Here is an 11,656-nt window from a genome sequence, read left to right as displayed (position 1 = left end):
CGGCGCCGAGCGCGCCGAGCGCCTCGCCGCCGAGGCCGACGCCCGCGCCGAGGGCGGCGACGCCCGCATCGAGCGCGCCGAGCAGCGCGCCGCGATCGCCGCCGAGCGCGCCGACCGGGACGCCGCCACCGTCCGCTCCCTGCAGGACACCCTGCGCGCGGCGCTCGACCTGCCCGCCGTCGAGGAGCTCGACGAGGGCCAGGGCGTCCGGGTGGGCGAGTCCGGCGTGATCATCGCCCGGCCGGGCGGGCTGATCGGCGTCGAGCAGGTCCCGGACGTCCTGGACGGCGAGCTCGCCGCGCGGTTCGCCCGCGCCGTGCTGGCCGTCCGCGTCCACCAGGCCACCCAGCGCGCCGTCCAGGCCACCGCCGTTCAGGACGCCGCCCTCCAGGACACCGCCGTTCAGGACACCGCCGACGAGTGATCCCGCCCGCGCGGCCGGCGGCGAGCGACCGCGGACGCACGCACGGCATCCATCCCTGAACGCGGTTCATGGCGGGAAATCGACGTCACCCATGTCGGTGTCGGAAATCCGCCAGCCCGGTTCCGTCGACGCCTGTTGGCTGTGAGGCGTACCTCGCCCCCGACCTCCAGGACGGAACCGATGCGCACGGCCACCACTCCGGCCACCGGCCGGATCGCCCCCTCCTCGTCCGGCTGGCCGGCAGTGCTCGCGGTGACGACGGGCATCTTCGCGATCGTCACCACCGAGATCCTGCCGATCGGGCTGCTGACCTCGATCGGGGCGGATTTCACCGTCTCCGACGGCACGGCCGGGCTGACGATGGCGCTGCCCGGGTATGTCGCGGCCGCCTCCGCTCCCACCGTCACCGTCGCGACCGCGGGCGTCGACCGCCGGCGGATGCTGTGCGCCTTCATGCTCCTGCTGGCGTGCGCGAACGTCCTCGCCGCCGCGGCACCGGCGTACTGGGCGGTGCTGCTGTCCAGGGTCCTGGTCGGGATCGTCATCGGCGGCTTCTGGTCGGTCGGCAGCGGGCTGGCCGGCCGGCTCGTCCCCGCGCGGTCGGCGCGCCGGGCCACCGCGGTCGTGTTCTCGGCCGTCCCGCTGGGATCGGTCCTCGGCGTGCCGCTGGGCACGCTGATCGGCGACCTCGGCGGGTGGCGGGCCGGGTTCCTCATGCCGGGCGCGCTGTCGGCGGCGGTGCTGGTCGCGCTGGCCCTGCTGCTGCCCCCGCTGCCCGCCGAACGGGCCGCGCGCCTCGACGTGCTGCGCGGCATGCTCCGCGGCACCGGCACCCGGTCCGCCCTGCTGCTGACCTTCCTCATCGTCCTCGCGCACTTCGGCGCCTACACGTATGTGACGCCGTTCCTCGAAGGGGTCACGGAGGTGGCGCCGGCGCGGATCCCGCTCTTCCTGCTCGCCTACGGCGCCGCGGGGATCGCGGGGACCTTCCTGGTGGGCACGGCCGCCGCCCGCCGCCCCCACGCCGCGTTCGGGGCCGCCGGTGCCCTGATCGCCCTCGCCGTCCTGGGGCTGCCGTTCCTGGGACGTACGGAACCGGGCGCCCTCGGGCTGCTCGTCGTCTGGGGGATCGGCTACGGCGCCGTCCCGGTCTGCTCGCAGGCGTGCTTCGCCCGATCGGCCCCGCAGAGTCCGGAGGCCGCCTCGGTCCTGTTCACGGCATCGTTCCAGGCGACCCTGTCGAGCGGTGCCCTCGCCGGAGGCGTCGTCCTGGACCACGCGTCCCCGCGGACGCTGATGCTGCTCGGTGGCGCGACCGCGGCCGCCATGGTCGTCACGACCGCCCTTCTCGACCGCGTCACCGGCGGCGAACACCAGAACGGGGGAGATCCCGCCACTTAGGGTTGCCGGATGGCGGGACGCGTGCCACGCTCAAGTGGAGAATGTTTCCCCGGTTCGGTGGGGTGCGGTGGGCCGCTGCGGCGTCCCGCCCCTCACCGCGCATCGAAGGAGCCGCGATGGCCTCCGCTGAACTCCCGCCACGGCTGGCACGGATGAGCCGCGGCCCGCTGCGGCTGCTGGGATGGGGCGTCCCGATGGGGCCCCTGCGCCTGCTGCGCACGCGCGGCCGGCGCAGCGGCCTGCCCCGCACCGCGCCCGTCGCCCTGCTGAAGTACGACGGGCGGGAGTGGCTCGTCTCGCCGTTCGGCGACACCCACTGGGTCGGCAACGTGCGCGCGGACGGGCGGGCGGCGCTCGGGCGCGGGCGGCGGCTCCGGCCGGTGCGCCTCACCGAGGTCGACGACGACCGCAAGCCCCGCGTCCTGCGCGCCTACCGGCACAAGTTCCGGATCGTCCCGTTCGTCCGCGACGCCTTCGACGCCGGAGACCACCACCCGGTCTTCCTCGTAGAACAGGAGACGTGACCACCCGGCCTCGACATTCGGGGGCGGATTTTGGCAGCGTCGGGTACACGCCGACGCCCCTTGGAGGGGACCATGCCGTCCCGAGCCCTCGCCCCCGAGATCGCCGCCTTCTACACGGGGCAGAGCGGTTTCTCATCGCCGGGCCGCATGGTCGGCCTCTACGCGGACCTCCCGCCCGACCCGGCGCGCCTCGCCGAGATCGTCCGAGGATTGATGATCCACCGCGTCGAGGGGGATCTGTTCGGCTACCGGATCCCGCCGGCCCGGCTCCACGACGACGCCGAGACCCGGTACCTCGACGACATCCTCGCCATCATCGCCGGACGGGACGACGCCCCGCTGACCGGCCCGCGCGCGCCCGGTGAGCGGTTCGTCGGCGTGTGCCGCGACTTCTCCCTGCTGCACTGCTCGATGCTGCGCCACTCAGGCGTTCCCGCACGCCTGCGCTCCGGCTTCGCCGACTACTTCACCACCGACGGCTTCCACATGGACCATGTGGTCACCGAGTACTGGGACGACCGGCACGGGTGGCGGCTCGCCGACCCGCAACTGGCCGACCCGCGCCTGTACAGCGTCGACTTCGACCCGATGGACGTGCCGCGCGACCGCTTCCTGGTCGCCGGTGCCGCGCTGGAATTCGTCCGCTCGGGCGAGGCGGACCCGGCATCGTTCGGCGTGCCCGTCCCGGGCCGGCTGCTGGCCGGAGAGTGGTTCGTCATCGGCGATGTCCGGCTCGACCTCGCCGCGCTCAACAAGGTCGAGACGCTGCTGTGGGACGTCTGGGGAGCGTGGACGGACGATGACGACGCACTGACCGGCGACGTCCGCGCCCTCTACGACCAGGTCGCACGCGTCACCCGCGACGAGGTCGACTTCCACGCCGCGCGCACCCTGTTCACCGGGAACCCGGCCCTCACGACGCCGCGGACCGTACTGTCACTGGCCCCGTTCAACGGCCCCGCCGAGGTCGCGCTCCGGGATCACTCGCCGTCGTAGACCAGCAGCCCATCGGGCCGCAGGCGCGCTCCCGACGTCGGCGAATGCTCGGTGAGACGGCCGTCGTGCGCAAGGTGCAGGACGGACCGGCCGCGTGCCAGCACCGCGAAGTCGGCGATGAGCCGCCGGTGGCAGCGCCACCACACCGACTCGCTGCACATCACGGCCGTCCGCTCCCGATCGGCCTCGGGCAGCAGCTCGTCCATCGCGGCCAGGAACTCGGGGTCGCGGGTGTACCCGGCATAGCCGCGGAAGGAGTCGTTGCGCCAGAAGGTGTCCGGCGAGTCCGGCGCGGCCCGGCGGAAACCGCCGAGCCGCTTCTCCCACCGGTAACCGATGCCCGCTTCGGGCAGCCACTCGCTCAGGGCGTCGCGGTGCACGTCCGGGTTGCGCCTGCTGCCGGGTGCGGTCCGCACGTCCACCACGTCCCGCACCCCGGCGCCTTGCAGCAGGGACGCGAGTTCCTCCCGCCCCGCCGTCCCGTGCCCGAACGTCAGCAGCGGCTCCTTGTCGTCCACACACCCAGCATTCCCCGCCAGGCGGAGCCCCGCTCAACGTGGGCAGGGAGCATCACCCTTCCCGCACGCTGAAGGTGGCACGGTGGTGGCGGGGAGCGTCCACTTCGTCGAGCAGCGCGATCGCGAAGTCCGCATAGGAGATCCGGCTGGACATGTCCCCGTAGTCGGCGATCTTGTACCGGCCGGTGCGCGCGCCGGCATGGTCGAAGTCGCCCGCGGGCGCGATGTAAGCCCAGTCCAGGTCACTGGCCCGAAGCTCCTCCAGCCCCGCCGCGTGGCCGAGGGAGAACGGGCGGAACTCGTCCGGGAAGCCGGGCTCGTCCATTATCGGCACGCCGGACGCCCCAGGCATGATCGTTGCGATGCCGACCAGCACCAGGCGGCGCACGCCCGCCGTCGCCAGCCCGGCGGCCAGGGCACGGGCCGAGGTGGTGAAGAAGTCGTGCGGCGGCACGGACAGATCGACGGCGGCGCTGATGGCGGCGTCATGACCGGCGGCCGCCTGCTCGATGCCGGCCTCGTCCATGACATCGCCCGCCACCACGCGAGCACCGGCCAGATCCTCGTGGCGTGCCGGGTCGCGCACCACGGCGGTGACCTGGTGGCCGCGCCGGTGCGCCTCCGCGACGGCCTGCCGCCCCGCGCGCCCGCCCGCGCCGAAGACCACAACGTTCATGACGAACCGCCTTTCACCAGGGCCGGAGCCCATGCACCCGGCCGGTTCGCCGACGCTAACGGGGGCGGCGGTTACCTCCGGGATACCGGCTATCGTGAGCCCATGAGGGAACCGCTGCCCGCCGACATGTTCGACGAGCTGTGCCCGTCCTCCCTGAATCCGTTCCGGTTCGGCGACAAATGGGCGGCGCTCATCATCCGCTGCCTCGAAAAGGGGCCGCGCCGCTTCTCCGAACTGCGCGTGCCGCTGAGCCGCGTCACTCCCAAGGTGCTCACCCGGTCGCTGCGCTCCCTCGAACGGGACGGACTGATCAAGCGCACCGTCTACGCCGAGGCCGCCCCGCACGTGGAGTACGAGCTGACCCCGCTGGGCCGCAGCATGCTCGGACCGATGGCGGCCACCTGCGCCTGGGCCGAGCAGCACTGGGACGAACTGCTCGACGCCCGCGAGTCGTACGACGCCCCCGCCCGCCTCGACCACGCCGGCTGACGTCACACCAGCGGCCTGATCAGTTGCCGTGAGCCGCCAGCGGCGCCGTGGCGGACAAACGCGCGGTGAGGATATTCCTGTTTCGGTGGTTCACATAGGTCGTCAGGCGCGGCATGGCGACGAGCACGGCTTTGACAGGCGAGCCCTTCTCACCGAGCTCTTGCCACGTGCGGCCAGGGCAGGGGTGAGGGACGTAAAGGTCGACCGTGCCATGGGTCGGCCGGGCAGGACTGATCTTGGCCGGGCCCACGAACATGAGGTTGAACTGCAACTGCACGGATGGATTCTGACCGCCGACGACGATGCCGTGGTCAAGGATCAGCAGGCGGAACAGCCGGGTGTCGGACGGGTTTGTGATGTTGGCGGCCATGGCAGAGGTGATGGTGTAGTCGACCACCGGCGCCCCTTTGCGATCTGCCCGCACGGCGGCGAGCCGCAGCGTCAGCGGACCTTGCGAAGACGGGGAAAGCGCCGGCCGTTCCCCGCACTTGTAGACATGCGAGATCGGATCCGGAAGCGGCACGACCGTCCCGCCGGGACTGGGCACAGCAGTGGAGCGCCCCTGACCGCACCCGCCCAGGCACAAGGTCACCCCGAAGACGACCAGGAAGCCCAGACCAGACACGCGCTTGACCGACAGAGCCGGCAAATGGAGCAGCATGGTTCCCCACCAAGCGGACTGTGCTTTAGGAAGTCGGGGGCGGGTCATTTCGCAGTCTGCTGTACATCCAGCCGTCACGCCACCGGCCGGCGCGGAACTCCACCGCGCGCAGGACGCCCTCCAAGCTGAATCCGGCCTTCTCCAGCGATTTCTGTTCTGCGATGTTCTCAGGATGGGTGCTCGCCTGGATGCGTTCGGCCGGGGTGTGGGTGAACAGGTAATCGCAGAGCATCGCCTGAGCGCGCCAGCCGATGCCGCGCCCGCGCCAGTCGGGTAGCAGGGCGATCCCTATCTCCCAGTACCGGGAGACCCCGAACCCCTGCGCCGACCAACTCACAAAGCCCGCGACCGTGCCGTCGGCCTCGACAATGAGCCTGCCGTCATCCTCGCCCAGGTAGCCATTGGCGGCATAGCGCCGTGCCGGGACCTGCGCGTCACGGAACCCCGTCCAGTCAAGGCCGATCAACCCAGGTTCCGTGGCGAAACGCCGGAACATCGCGAGATCGTCCTCGGTGACCGGCCGCAGGCCTATCTCAACGGCGCTCACCGCTCCACCTCCGATGTGATGTACGGCTTACCGTCGGTAACGGTCAGTTGCTGCCCTCGTCCTGCTCCCCAGAAGCACGCCTGGACGATCTCGGCTCAGACGAGGGGCCGGTCGTTCCTCAGTTGACCGAGCAGGGCGGCGAAGGCTCGCGGAGAGAGCTCCAGGCATCCGCCGCCCGGGGCCTTGCTGTCACGAACGGCGATGGCGTCGGGGAGCCGCGCGACTTCCACACATTCCTCTGTGCCGCCGGCTCCGCTGTAGCTGCTCTTCCGCCACGTCGTCATGTGCGCATCCTTGCTATCCACTCGCGAGACTGAACTTCGCTCCAGGCTTGGGCCGCGATCTTTTCGAAGCGTACAGCCACCCTGGCCGCTTCGACTTGATCTTCTATGACTCGGCCGACGTTGAGGCTTGTTCCCGCGAAAGCCGCTCGGTGGCCTTTTGGAAGTTCGAAACAGCTGAACCCGCCGTCCACGCCGATGTGGGGGAGAGCGTTCTCGGAGATCACTCGTATTGAGATGTGCGGTAGCTGGCCGAGTTTCAGCAGCAGATCACGCTGCTCCTCCATGATTGCGGCGTCTCCCATGGGACGGAGGGCGATGTCGTCCAGGATCGCCCATATCGCCGGGTCGTCCGCGAGCATCGCTTCTTGGTGTTCCATGCGCTTGGCGACGGCGCGTTCGACGTCATCGACCAGCTGCGCATCGTGTCCGGCGGTAAGGAGCGACCGCGCATAGCCTTCGGTCTGGAAGGGCATCGGGATGATGTTGTTGTAGTAGATGCGCAGGACGGACGCGTCGCGCTGGTAGCGGCGGAGCTTCTCGGACCAGTTGGGGTCCACGCCGAGCTTGGCGTAGCGGAGGAGGATGGTGAAGAGGCCGCCGGTGTCCCACAGCTGGTCGAGGACCGAGGCTTCGCGTTCGTCGAGTTGGCGGGTGCCGCCCTCGTACTTGGAAACTTGGCTCTTCGTGCAGCCGATGATCTCTCCGACCTCCTCCTGCGTCATCTTGTGCTTCTGGCGGAGGAAGCGCAGGTAGTAGGCGATGAGGGCGTAGAGCGAGACGTCGGGGTCGGGGGACTTCCTGACCATGATCGACCGCCTTCCGGGGGAGCGGTAGTTGCCGACCTGTCCGGCAATGGTGACAACGTAGCCAGGCGCTCCCATTCTTGTCCTGGAAAACGAGGGAGGGAAGGGGGAGGTCATGGGGATTAAAGCCGCTAATTCGGGCGAACTGGATGTGGTTTGTCTGGCGGCGTCCACCGTGCCGGGGATGGTGCGGGCGCTGATCGAGTTCCGGCTCACGGAATGGGGGCTTGCCGGGCTGGCTGGGGACGTTCATCTCATCGCCGGAGAACTGGTCGCTAATGCGATACAAAGTACGCCGGATCGGGAGATCCGGGTCAGGTTCACGCGGGAGGCGCGGGCCGTTCGGCTGGGGGTGTGGGACTCCTCGGCCGCCATGCCGGTCGCCAAGCCGGTGGTGGAGTTGACGCTGGACGACATCGTTCCCGACGCGTGTGCGCTGGACGCGGGGCACGACGACGGGACGGGCGGATGGGGGCTGCCGATCGTCCAAGCGCTCGCGACAAGGTGCGGGGTGGAGCGGACGCGGCCCGGCAAGTGGGTCTGGGCGGAGGTCGGCTTCTGATGCGCGGGCGACTTCTATTGCGGTGGCGGACGTATCAGGGGCGGAAAATCGCTGTGCGGTACCTGGAGCATCTCTCCGTTGCCGTGCGCATGGACGGGTGGCGGTGCGTGAAGCTTTATCGGGACGAACGCTTCCCGGTTTCCGCGCCGTTGTTGTGGGTTTATGCGAGCGGCGTCGCCGAGGACGTGGGTGTCGTGGTCGAGGTGCGGGCCGTGCCCGGGAATGGGTGGGCGTATTACGAGCGGAGCCGGTACCTGTTTCGCTGCGGAGACGTCAATGCGGCGGCGGAGCGGGTCGGGCGTTTGCTCAGGCACCGTATGTTCCCGGCGACGTGGTGATGCGCACATCAGTTGTTCGGGTCGGGGGCCGGGTCACCCGGTTCCGGGGTGACGAGAAGGCCGGGCGAGTTCGAGCTGCGCATCCAGGCGCCGGTGTACGCGGCGTCGTGGCCGACGAGGGTCAGGGCGGCGCCGGCGGCGGCCTCCATGATTCAGGCCAGCCGTGCAGGAACAAGGCCCGCCGGGTCGCTGGACTCGGCGGCGTGCAGAGAGTGGGCGCCGACAGGGACACGGGCATGGCAAATCGGCATGAACCATGTCTGCCGGAGCTGAGGCGGTTTTACGAGACGTACGTCGAGGGCGCGTGACCGCCCAGGGCGGCCCGGTAACGGGAGGTCAGGACGGCTTCGGGAGCATCCGCTTCATCGCCTCGTGCGCGCCCGCGACCAGCTCGCGGCGGGGGAAGCCGTTGCGCTTCTCGGCGGCCTTGTGGTTGCCGCCCGCGACCCAGACCGGGCCGTCGGCAAGGTGCTCCAGCCCCTCGCGGGCGATGTCGTCCGGCTCGGCGACGTTGAGGCCCGGCATGTCCATGTTGAGGCCGGCACGTTCCATCGCCGGGGTGCGGGTGACGCCGAGGACGAGTTCCAGCACGTCCACGCCGTGCTCGCGCAGTTCGAGCCACAGCCCTTCGGCGAAGACGCGGCCGAACGCCTTCACCGCGGAGTAGATGCTGATCTGCGGCTGCCCCATGTAGCCGGCGAGCGAGCCGACCAGCAGGATGCCGCCGCGCCCGCGCTCCTTCATCAGCGCGCCGAAGTGCTGCGTCAACGCCAGTTGCGCGGTGATGTTCAGGTCGATGACGCCCTGGAAGCGCTCCAGGTCGCCGGACACGAACTCGTGGCCGTAGCTGTTGGCGCCCGCGTTGAAGACGAGGAGTCCGACCTCCAGGCCGTCGGTGACCTCGCGGATCTTCTTGAGCGGGTCGGGGGCGACGAGGTCCAGCTCGATGGTGCGGACCTCCACGCCTTTCGCGCGGACCTCCTCGGCGGTGCGCTCCAGCGGCCCCGGCTTACGGGCGATGAGCACGAGGTTCAGCCCCGCGTCGGCCAGCCGGTGGGCGAAGGCGGAGCCGACGCCCTCGGAGCCGCCGGCGATGACGGCCCACGGGCCATAGCGGTCGATCATTGTTCTCCGTCCAGGTCCGGGGTCCAGGCGACGCCGTTGATGTGCGAGCCGCCGTCCACGAACAGGGTGTTTCCGGTCAGGTAGCGGGCGCCGTCGGAGGCCAGGAACACCGCGACCGGCGCGATGTCGGCCTCGGGGTCGCCGAGGCGGCCCATCGGGTTGGCGCGGTCGGCGGCGGCCTCGATCTCGGGATGCTCGGCCGCCACCCGGTGGAACGCGGCGCTCTTCGCGCCCGGGCAGATGGCGTTGACGACGACGCCGGTCGGCGCCCATTCGCGGGCGGCCGTCCGGGTCAGCGTGCGGAGCGCCTCCTTCGCCGAGTTGTACTCCAGGCTGCCCATGTGCGCGTTGACGCCGTTCAGCGAGCACATGTTGATGACGCGGCCCCAGCCCTGCGCCTTCATGTGCGGGAACGCGGCGCGCATCGCCCAGAACGGGCCGTAATACCCCATAGCAAAGCCGCGGGCGAGCTGCTCGTCGGTCTTCGTCTCGACGCGGCTGACGGTGCCGGCGCCCCAGGCGTTGTTGACCAGGACGTCCACGCCGCCCCATAGGTCGACGCAGAAGGCGACCATGGCCTCGACCTGGTCGCGGTCGGTGACGTCGGTCGGGACGAACCGGGCGTCCGCCCCGAACTCCTCCGCCAGCTCCCGGGCGACCCGCTCGCCCGTCTCCGCGTTGAGCTCGGCGACCAGGACGCGGGCGCCCTCGGCGGCGAACCGGCGGGCCACGCCGCGGCCGATGCCGTCGCCCGCGCCCGTGACGATCGCCGACCGGCCGGCCAGCGCGTCACTCATCGATCACCCGGATCGCGCCGGTCAGCGCGGCCTCCTGGATCGCCGAGCGCAGCGCCGGGCACGTCTCGTGCGGGTCCGCGGCGAGCTCCGGGCACGCGGCCCGGGCCTCGGCCGTCCACTGGATGCTCGTCTGCTCCCAGCTCGACTTGCGCACCAGCACCTCGGCGGCGCAGCGCCGGCAGCGGACGGGCAGCAGCGGCCCGTCCGCGAGCCGGTCGTCCTGGCGGATCGTCACGCCGAGGCCCCTTCGGCCGCGCGGCGGGCCATGTTCTCCTCGACCTCCTTCTCCCACGACTCGACCGGACGGGTCGTGTCGATCTCGAACTCGAACCGGTCGGTCATCTCCGGCTGCACGTCCGCGGCGTCCACGTAGAACTGCTGGTACCAGCGGCGCAGCTGGTAGACCGGCCCGTCCTCCTCGCACAGCAGCGGGTTGTCGATGCGGGCCTTGCGCTTCCAGATCGCGACGTCCTGCTCGAACCCGGTGAGGATGAAGCTGGACAGCTTCTCCGCGGTGGCCTCGGCGACCTCCGGCGGCAGCTTGTCGCTGTGCTGGACGATGATCCCCGAGTGCAGCGAGAACGAGTGCTCGTCGATCGGGTAGTGGCAGTTGATCAGCACCGAGTTCAGGTCGTAGCCCTCGTAGTGGTACGTGAGCTCGTCGATCATGAAGGACGGCCCGTGGTAGGACGCGACGGAGGAGTTGCCGAGCATCCGCGGGCCGCCGCCCCCGCTGCCCTCGCGGCGCGCGTCCGGCCGGCTCTTGCCCTTCATGATCTGCGTCGCGACGGGCCCCTCGAAGATGTTCTTGAAGTACGTCGGGAACGAGTTGTGGATGTAGAAGAAGTGCGCCATGTCGACGACGTTGTCGATGATCTCGCGGCAGTTGGTGTGGACGACCTGCTCGGTCCAGCGCCAGTCCGTCCAGTCGTCGCGGGTGGCGCCCTCGATCACCGGGATCGTCACGTCCGCCGGCGGCTGCTTGCCCTCCGGGTCGTTCCAGACGAACAGCAGCTCGTCCTGCTCCATCGTCGGCCACGCGGCGGTGCGGGCGCGCAGCGGGACGCGGCGCGAGTACGGGATCTTCTTGCAGCGGCCGTCGCCGCCCCAGCGCCAGTCGTGGAACGGGCAGGCGATCTCGTTGCCCTTGACGGTGCCGTCGGACAGGTCGCCGCCCATGTGCCGGCAGTAGCCGTCCAGCACGTTGGTCCTGCCGTCCGCGCCGGTGAAGACGACGAGCTTCCCGCCGAACGCGTTGACCGTGTGGGGCTTGCCGTCCTTGAACTTCTCGGCCAGGCCGAGGCAGTGCCATCCCCGGGCGAAACGGGAGGAGACGACCTCCGCCTCGATCTTGCGGACGGCGTCCGACTCGGTTGCGGTCACGTGGATCATCCCTTCGGCGATGGACGGGTGATGCGAACGTTAGGTCGCGCCCCGCCGTCCGGTCCCGGCAGTCTCGGTGGCCGGGACGCGCGTCCGCGCGGCGGCACCCCGACATGGTGTCCTGCGAG

Annotated in this window: 18 protein-coding genes; 6 read left to right on the top strand and 12 right to left on the bottom strand. The window is 70.5% G+C overall.

Going from position 1 to position 11,656, the window contains the following annotated elements:
- On the bottom strand, window positions 1-202 hold a 202-nt coding region (locus tag ABD296_RS50625; protein WP_407061491.1), incomplete at its 3' end, for a hypothetical protein.
- Between the two features lie 402 nt (window positions 203-604).
- Here ABD296_RS50625 and ABD296_RS20580 point away from each other — a divergent pair.
- The 3 genes from ABD296_RS20580 (at window position 605) to ABD296_RS20570 (ending at window position 3,345) form a co-directional block, all read left to right on the top strand.
- The gene (locus tag ABD296_RS20580; RefSeq protein WP_344269281.1) at window positions 605-1,825 is read left to right on the top strand and encodes an MFS transporter; all 1,221 of its coding nucleotides are present in this window, start codon (window positions 605-607) and stop codon (window positions 1,823-1,825) included.
- Between the two features lie 116 nt (window positions 1,826-1,941).
- Window positions 1,942-2,349 (top strand): nitroreductase family deazaflavin-dependent oxidoreductase, encoded by a 408-nt coding sequence (locus ABD296_RS20575; RefSeq protein ID WP_344269279.1) that lies wholly within the window; start codon window positions 1,942-1,944, stop codon window positions 2,347-2,349.
- Window positions 2,350-2,421: 72 nt separating this feature from the next.
- The gene (locus ABD296_RS20570) at window positions 2,422-3,345 is read left to right on the top strand and encodes a transglutaminase-like domain-containing protein (RefSeq protein WP_344269277.1); all 924 of its coding nucleotides are present in this window, start codon (window positions 2,422-2,424) and stop codon (window positions 3,343-3,345) included.
- Here ABD296_RS20570 and ABD296_RS20565 read toward each other — a convergent pair.
- Entirely contained in the window at window positions 3,330-3,863 is a 534-nt protein-coding gene (locus ABD296_RS20565) for a DUF488 domain-containing protein (RefSeq protein ID WP_344269275.1), read from the bottom strand. The genes ABD296_RS20570 and ABD296_RS20565 overlap by 16 nt on opposite strands.
- 52 nt (window positions 3,864-3,915) lie before the next feature.
- Window positions 3,916-4,539 (bottom strand): NAD(P)-dependent oxidoreductase, encoded by a 624-nt coding sequence (locus ABD296_RS20560; RefSeq protein ID WP_344269272.1) that lies wholly within the window; start codon window positions 4,537-4,539, stop codon window positions 3,916-3,918.
- Window positions 4,540-4,641: 102 nt separating this feature from the next.
- Here ABD296_RS20560 and ABD296_RS20555 point away from each other — a divergent pair, with 102 nt between their 5' ends.
- Complete coding sequence (locus tag ABD296_RS20555; RefSeq protein ID WP_344269270.1) at window positions 4,642-5,028, top strand: winged helix-turn-helix transcriptional regulator; 387 nt, start codon at window positions 4,642-4,644, stop codon at window positions 5,026-5,028.
- Between the two features lie 19 nt (window positions 5,029-5,047).
- Here ABD296_RS20555 and ABD296_RS20550 read toward each other — a convergent pair whose 3' ends face one another.
- From ABD296_RS20550 to ABD296_RS20535, 4 genes are all read right to left on the bottom strand, one after another.
- On the bottom strand, window positions 5,048-5,689 hold the full coding sequence (locus ABD296_RS20550; RefSeq protein ID WP_344269268.1) for a hypothetical protein: 642 nt from the start codon (window positions 5,687-5,689) through the stop codon (window positions 5,048-5,050).
- Between the two features lie 25 nt (window positions 5,690-5,714).
- Window positions 5,715-6,236, bottom strand: coding sequence for a GNAT family N-acetyltransferase (locus ABD296_RS20545; RefSeq protein WP_344269266.1), 522 nt, complete (start codon window positions 6,234-6,236; stop codon window positions 5,715-5,717).
- Window positions 6,237-6,331: 95 nt separating this feature from the next.
- Window positions 6,332-6,520 carry a DUF397 domain-containing protein gene (locus ABD296_RS20540; protein WP_344269263.1) on the bottom strand — a complete coding sequence of 63 codons (189 nt, stop codon included), beginning with the start codon at window positions 6,518-6,520 and terminating at the stop codon, window positions 6,332-6,334.
- On the bottom strand, window positions 6,517-7,326 hold the full coding sequence (locus tag ABD296_RS20535) for a helix-turn-helix domain-containing protein (protein ID WP_344269260.1): 810 nt from the start codon (window positions 7,324-7,326) through the stop codon (window positions 6,517-6,519). The genes ABD296_RS20540 and ABD296_RS20535 overlap by 4 nt, the downstream gene beginning before the upstream one ends.
- 112 nt (window positions 7,327-7,438) lie before the next feature.
- Here ABD296_RS20535 and ABD296_RS20530 point away from each other — a divergent pair, with 112 nt between their 5' ends.
- Together ABD296_RS20530 and ABD296_RS20525 are read left to right on the top strand one after the other, a co-directional pair.
- Window positions 7,439-7,885: an ATP-binding protein gene (locus ABD296_RS20530; RefSeq protein ID WP_344269257.1), complete on the top strand. Its 447-nt coding sequence runs from the start codon at window positions 7,439-7,441 to the stop codon at window positions 7,883-7,885.
- 53 nt (window positions 7,886-7,938) lie between these two features.
- A complete protein-coding gene (locus ABD296_RS20525; protein ID WP_344269254.1) occupies window positions 7,939-8,223 on the top strand; it encodes a hypothetical protein in 285 nt (94 codons plus the stop codon).
- An 8-nt stretch (window positions 8,224-8,231) separates the two neighbouring features.
- On the opposite strand, the gene ABD296_RS20520 is transcribed toward ABD296_RS20525, so the two are convergent.
- The 5 genes from ABD296_RS20520 to ABD296_RS20500 all read right to left on the bottom strand — a co-directional run bounded on the left by ABD296_RS20520 (window position 8,232) and on the right by ABD296_RS20500 (window position 11,537).
- Window positions 8,232-8,372: a hypothetical protein gene (locus tag ABD296_RS20520; protein WP_344269251.1), complete on the bottom strand. Its 141-nt coding sequence runs from the start codon at window positions 8,370-8,372 to the stop codon at window positions 8,232-8,234.
- Window positions 8,373-8,559: 187 nt separating this feature from the next.
- Window positions 8,560-9,348, bottom strand: a complete 789-nt coding sequence (locus ABD296_RS20515) for an SDR family NAD(P)-dependent oxidoreductase (RefSeq protein ID WP_344269248.1) — start codon at window positions 9,346-9,348, stop codon at window positions 8,560-8,562.
- Window positions 9,345-10,145 carry an SDR family NAD(P)-dependent oxidoreductase gene (locus ABD296_RS20510; RefSeq protein WP_344269245.1) on the bottom strand — a complete coding sequence of 267 codons (801 nt, stop codon included), beginning with the start codon at window positions 10,143-10,145 and terminating at the stop codon, window positions 9,345-9,347. Before ABD296_RS20510 ends, ABD296_RS20515 begins: the two co-directional genes overlap by 4 nt.
- Window positions 10,138-10,380 carry a ferredoxin gene (locus ABD296_RS20505; protein ID WP_344269242.1) on the bottom strand — a complete coding sequence of 81 codons (243 nt, stop codon included), beginning with the start codon at window positions 10,378-10,380 and terminating at the stop codon, window positions 10,138-10,140. Before ABD296_RS20505 ends, ABD296_RS20510 begins: the two co-directional genes overlap by 8 nt.
- Window positions 10,377-11,537, bottom strand: coding sequence for a Rieske 2Fe-2S domain-containing protein (locus ABD296_RS20500; protein ID WP_344269239.1), 1,161 nt, complete (start codon window positions 11,535-11,537; stop codon window positions 10,377-10,379). The genes ABD296_RS20505 and ABD296_RS20500 overlap by 4 nt, the downstream gene beginning before the upstream one ends.
- Window positions 11,538-11,656: the final 119 nt, after the last annotated feature.

Origin of the sequence: Actinomadura napierensis, assembly GCF_039529375.1 — a bacterium.
In the GTDB taxonomy this organism is placed as follows: Bacteria; Actinomycetota; Actinomycetes; order Streptosporangiales; family Streptosporangiaceae; genus Spirillospora; species Spirillospora napierensis.
The sequence above is the reverse complement of the archived record's forward strand: the minus strand, read 5'-3'. Positions and strand labels throughout refer to the sequence as shown.

Bases quoted from the DNA above. Each gene is read 5' to 3' on its own strand.
- ABD296_RS20580 (WP_344269281.1), top strand. From the start codon at position 605: ATGCGCACGGCCACCACTCCGGCCACCGGCCGGATCGCCCCCTCCTCG.
- ABD296_RS20575 (WP_344269279.1), top strand. From the start codon at position 1,942: ATGGCCTCCGCTGAACTCCCGCCACGGCTGGCACGGATGAGCCGCGGC.
- ABD296_RS20570 (WP_344269277.1), top strand. From the start codon at position 2,422: ATGCCGTCCCGAGCCCTCGCCCCCGAGATCGCCGCCTTCTACACGGGG.
- ABD296_RS20560 (WP_344269272.1), bottom strand. From the start codon at position 4,539: ATGAACGTTGTGGTCTTCGGCGCGGGCGGGCGCGCGGGGCGGCAGGCC.
- ABD296_RS20555 (WP_344269270.1), top strand. From the start codon at position 4,642: ATGAGGGAACCGCTGCCCGCCGACATGTTCGACGAGCTGTGCCCGTCC.
- ABD296_RS20550 (WP_344269268.1), bottom strand. From the start codon at position 5,689: ATGCTGCTCCATTTGCCGGCTCTGTCGGTCAAGCGCGTGTCTGGTCTG.
- ABD296_RS20540 (WP_344269263.1), bottom strand. From the start codon at position 6,520: ATGACGACGTGGCGGAAGAGCAGCTACAGCGGAGCCGGCGGCACAGAG.
- ABD296_RS20535 (WP_344269260.1), bottom strand. From the start codon at position 7,326: ATGGTCAGGAAGTCCCCCGACCCCGACGTCTCGCTCTACGCCCTCATC.
- ABD296_RS20530 (WP_344269257.1), top strand. From the start codon at position 7,439: ATGGGGATTAAAGCCGCTAATTCGGGCGAACTGGATGTGGTTTGTCTG.
- ABD296_RS20520 (WP_344269251.1), bottom strand. From the start codon at position 8,372: ATGGAGGCCGCCGCCGGCGCCGCCCTGACCCTCGTCGGCCACGACGCC.
- ABD296_RS20515 (WP_344269248.1), bottom strand. From the start codon at position 9,348: ATGATCGACCGCTATGGCCCGTGGGCCGTCATCGCCGGCGGCTCCGAG.
- ABD296_RS20510 (WP_344269245.1), bottom strand. From the start codon at position 10,145: ATGAGTGACGCGCTGGCCGGCCGGTCGGCGATCGTCACGGGCGCGGGC.
- ABD296_RS20500 (WP_344269239.1), bottom strand. From the start codon at position 11,537: ATGATCCACGTGACCGCAACCGAGTCGGACGCCGTCCGCAAGATCGAG.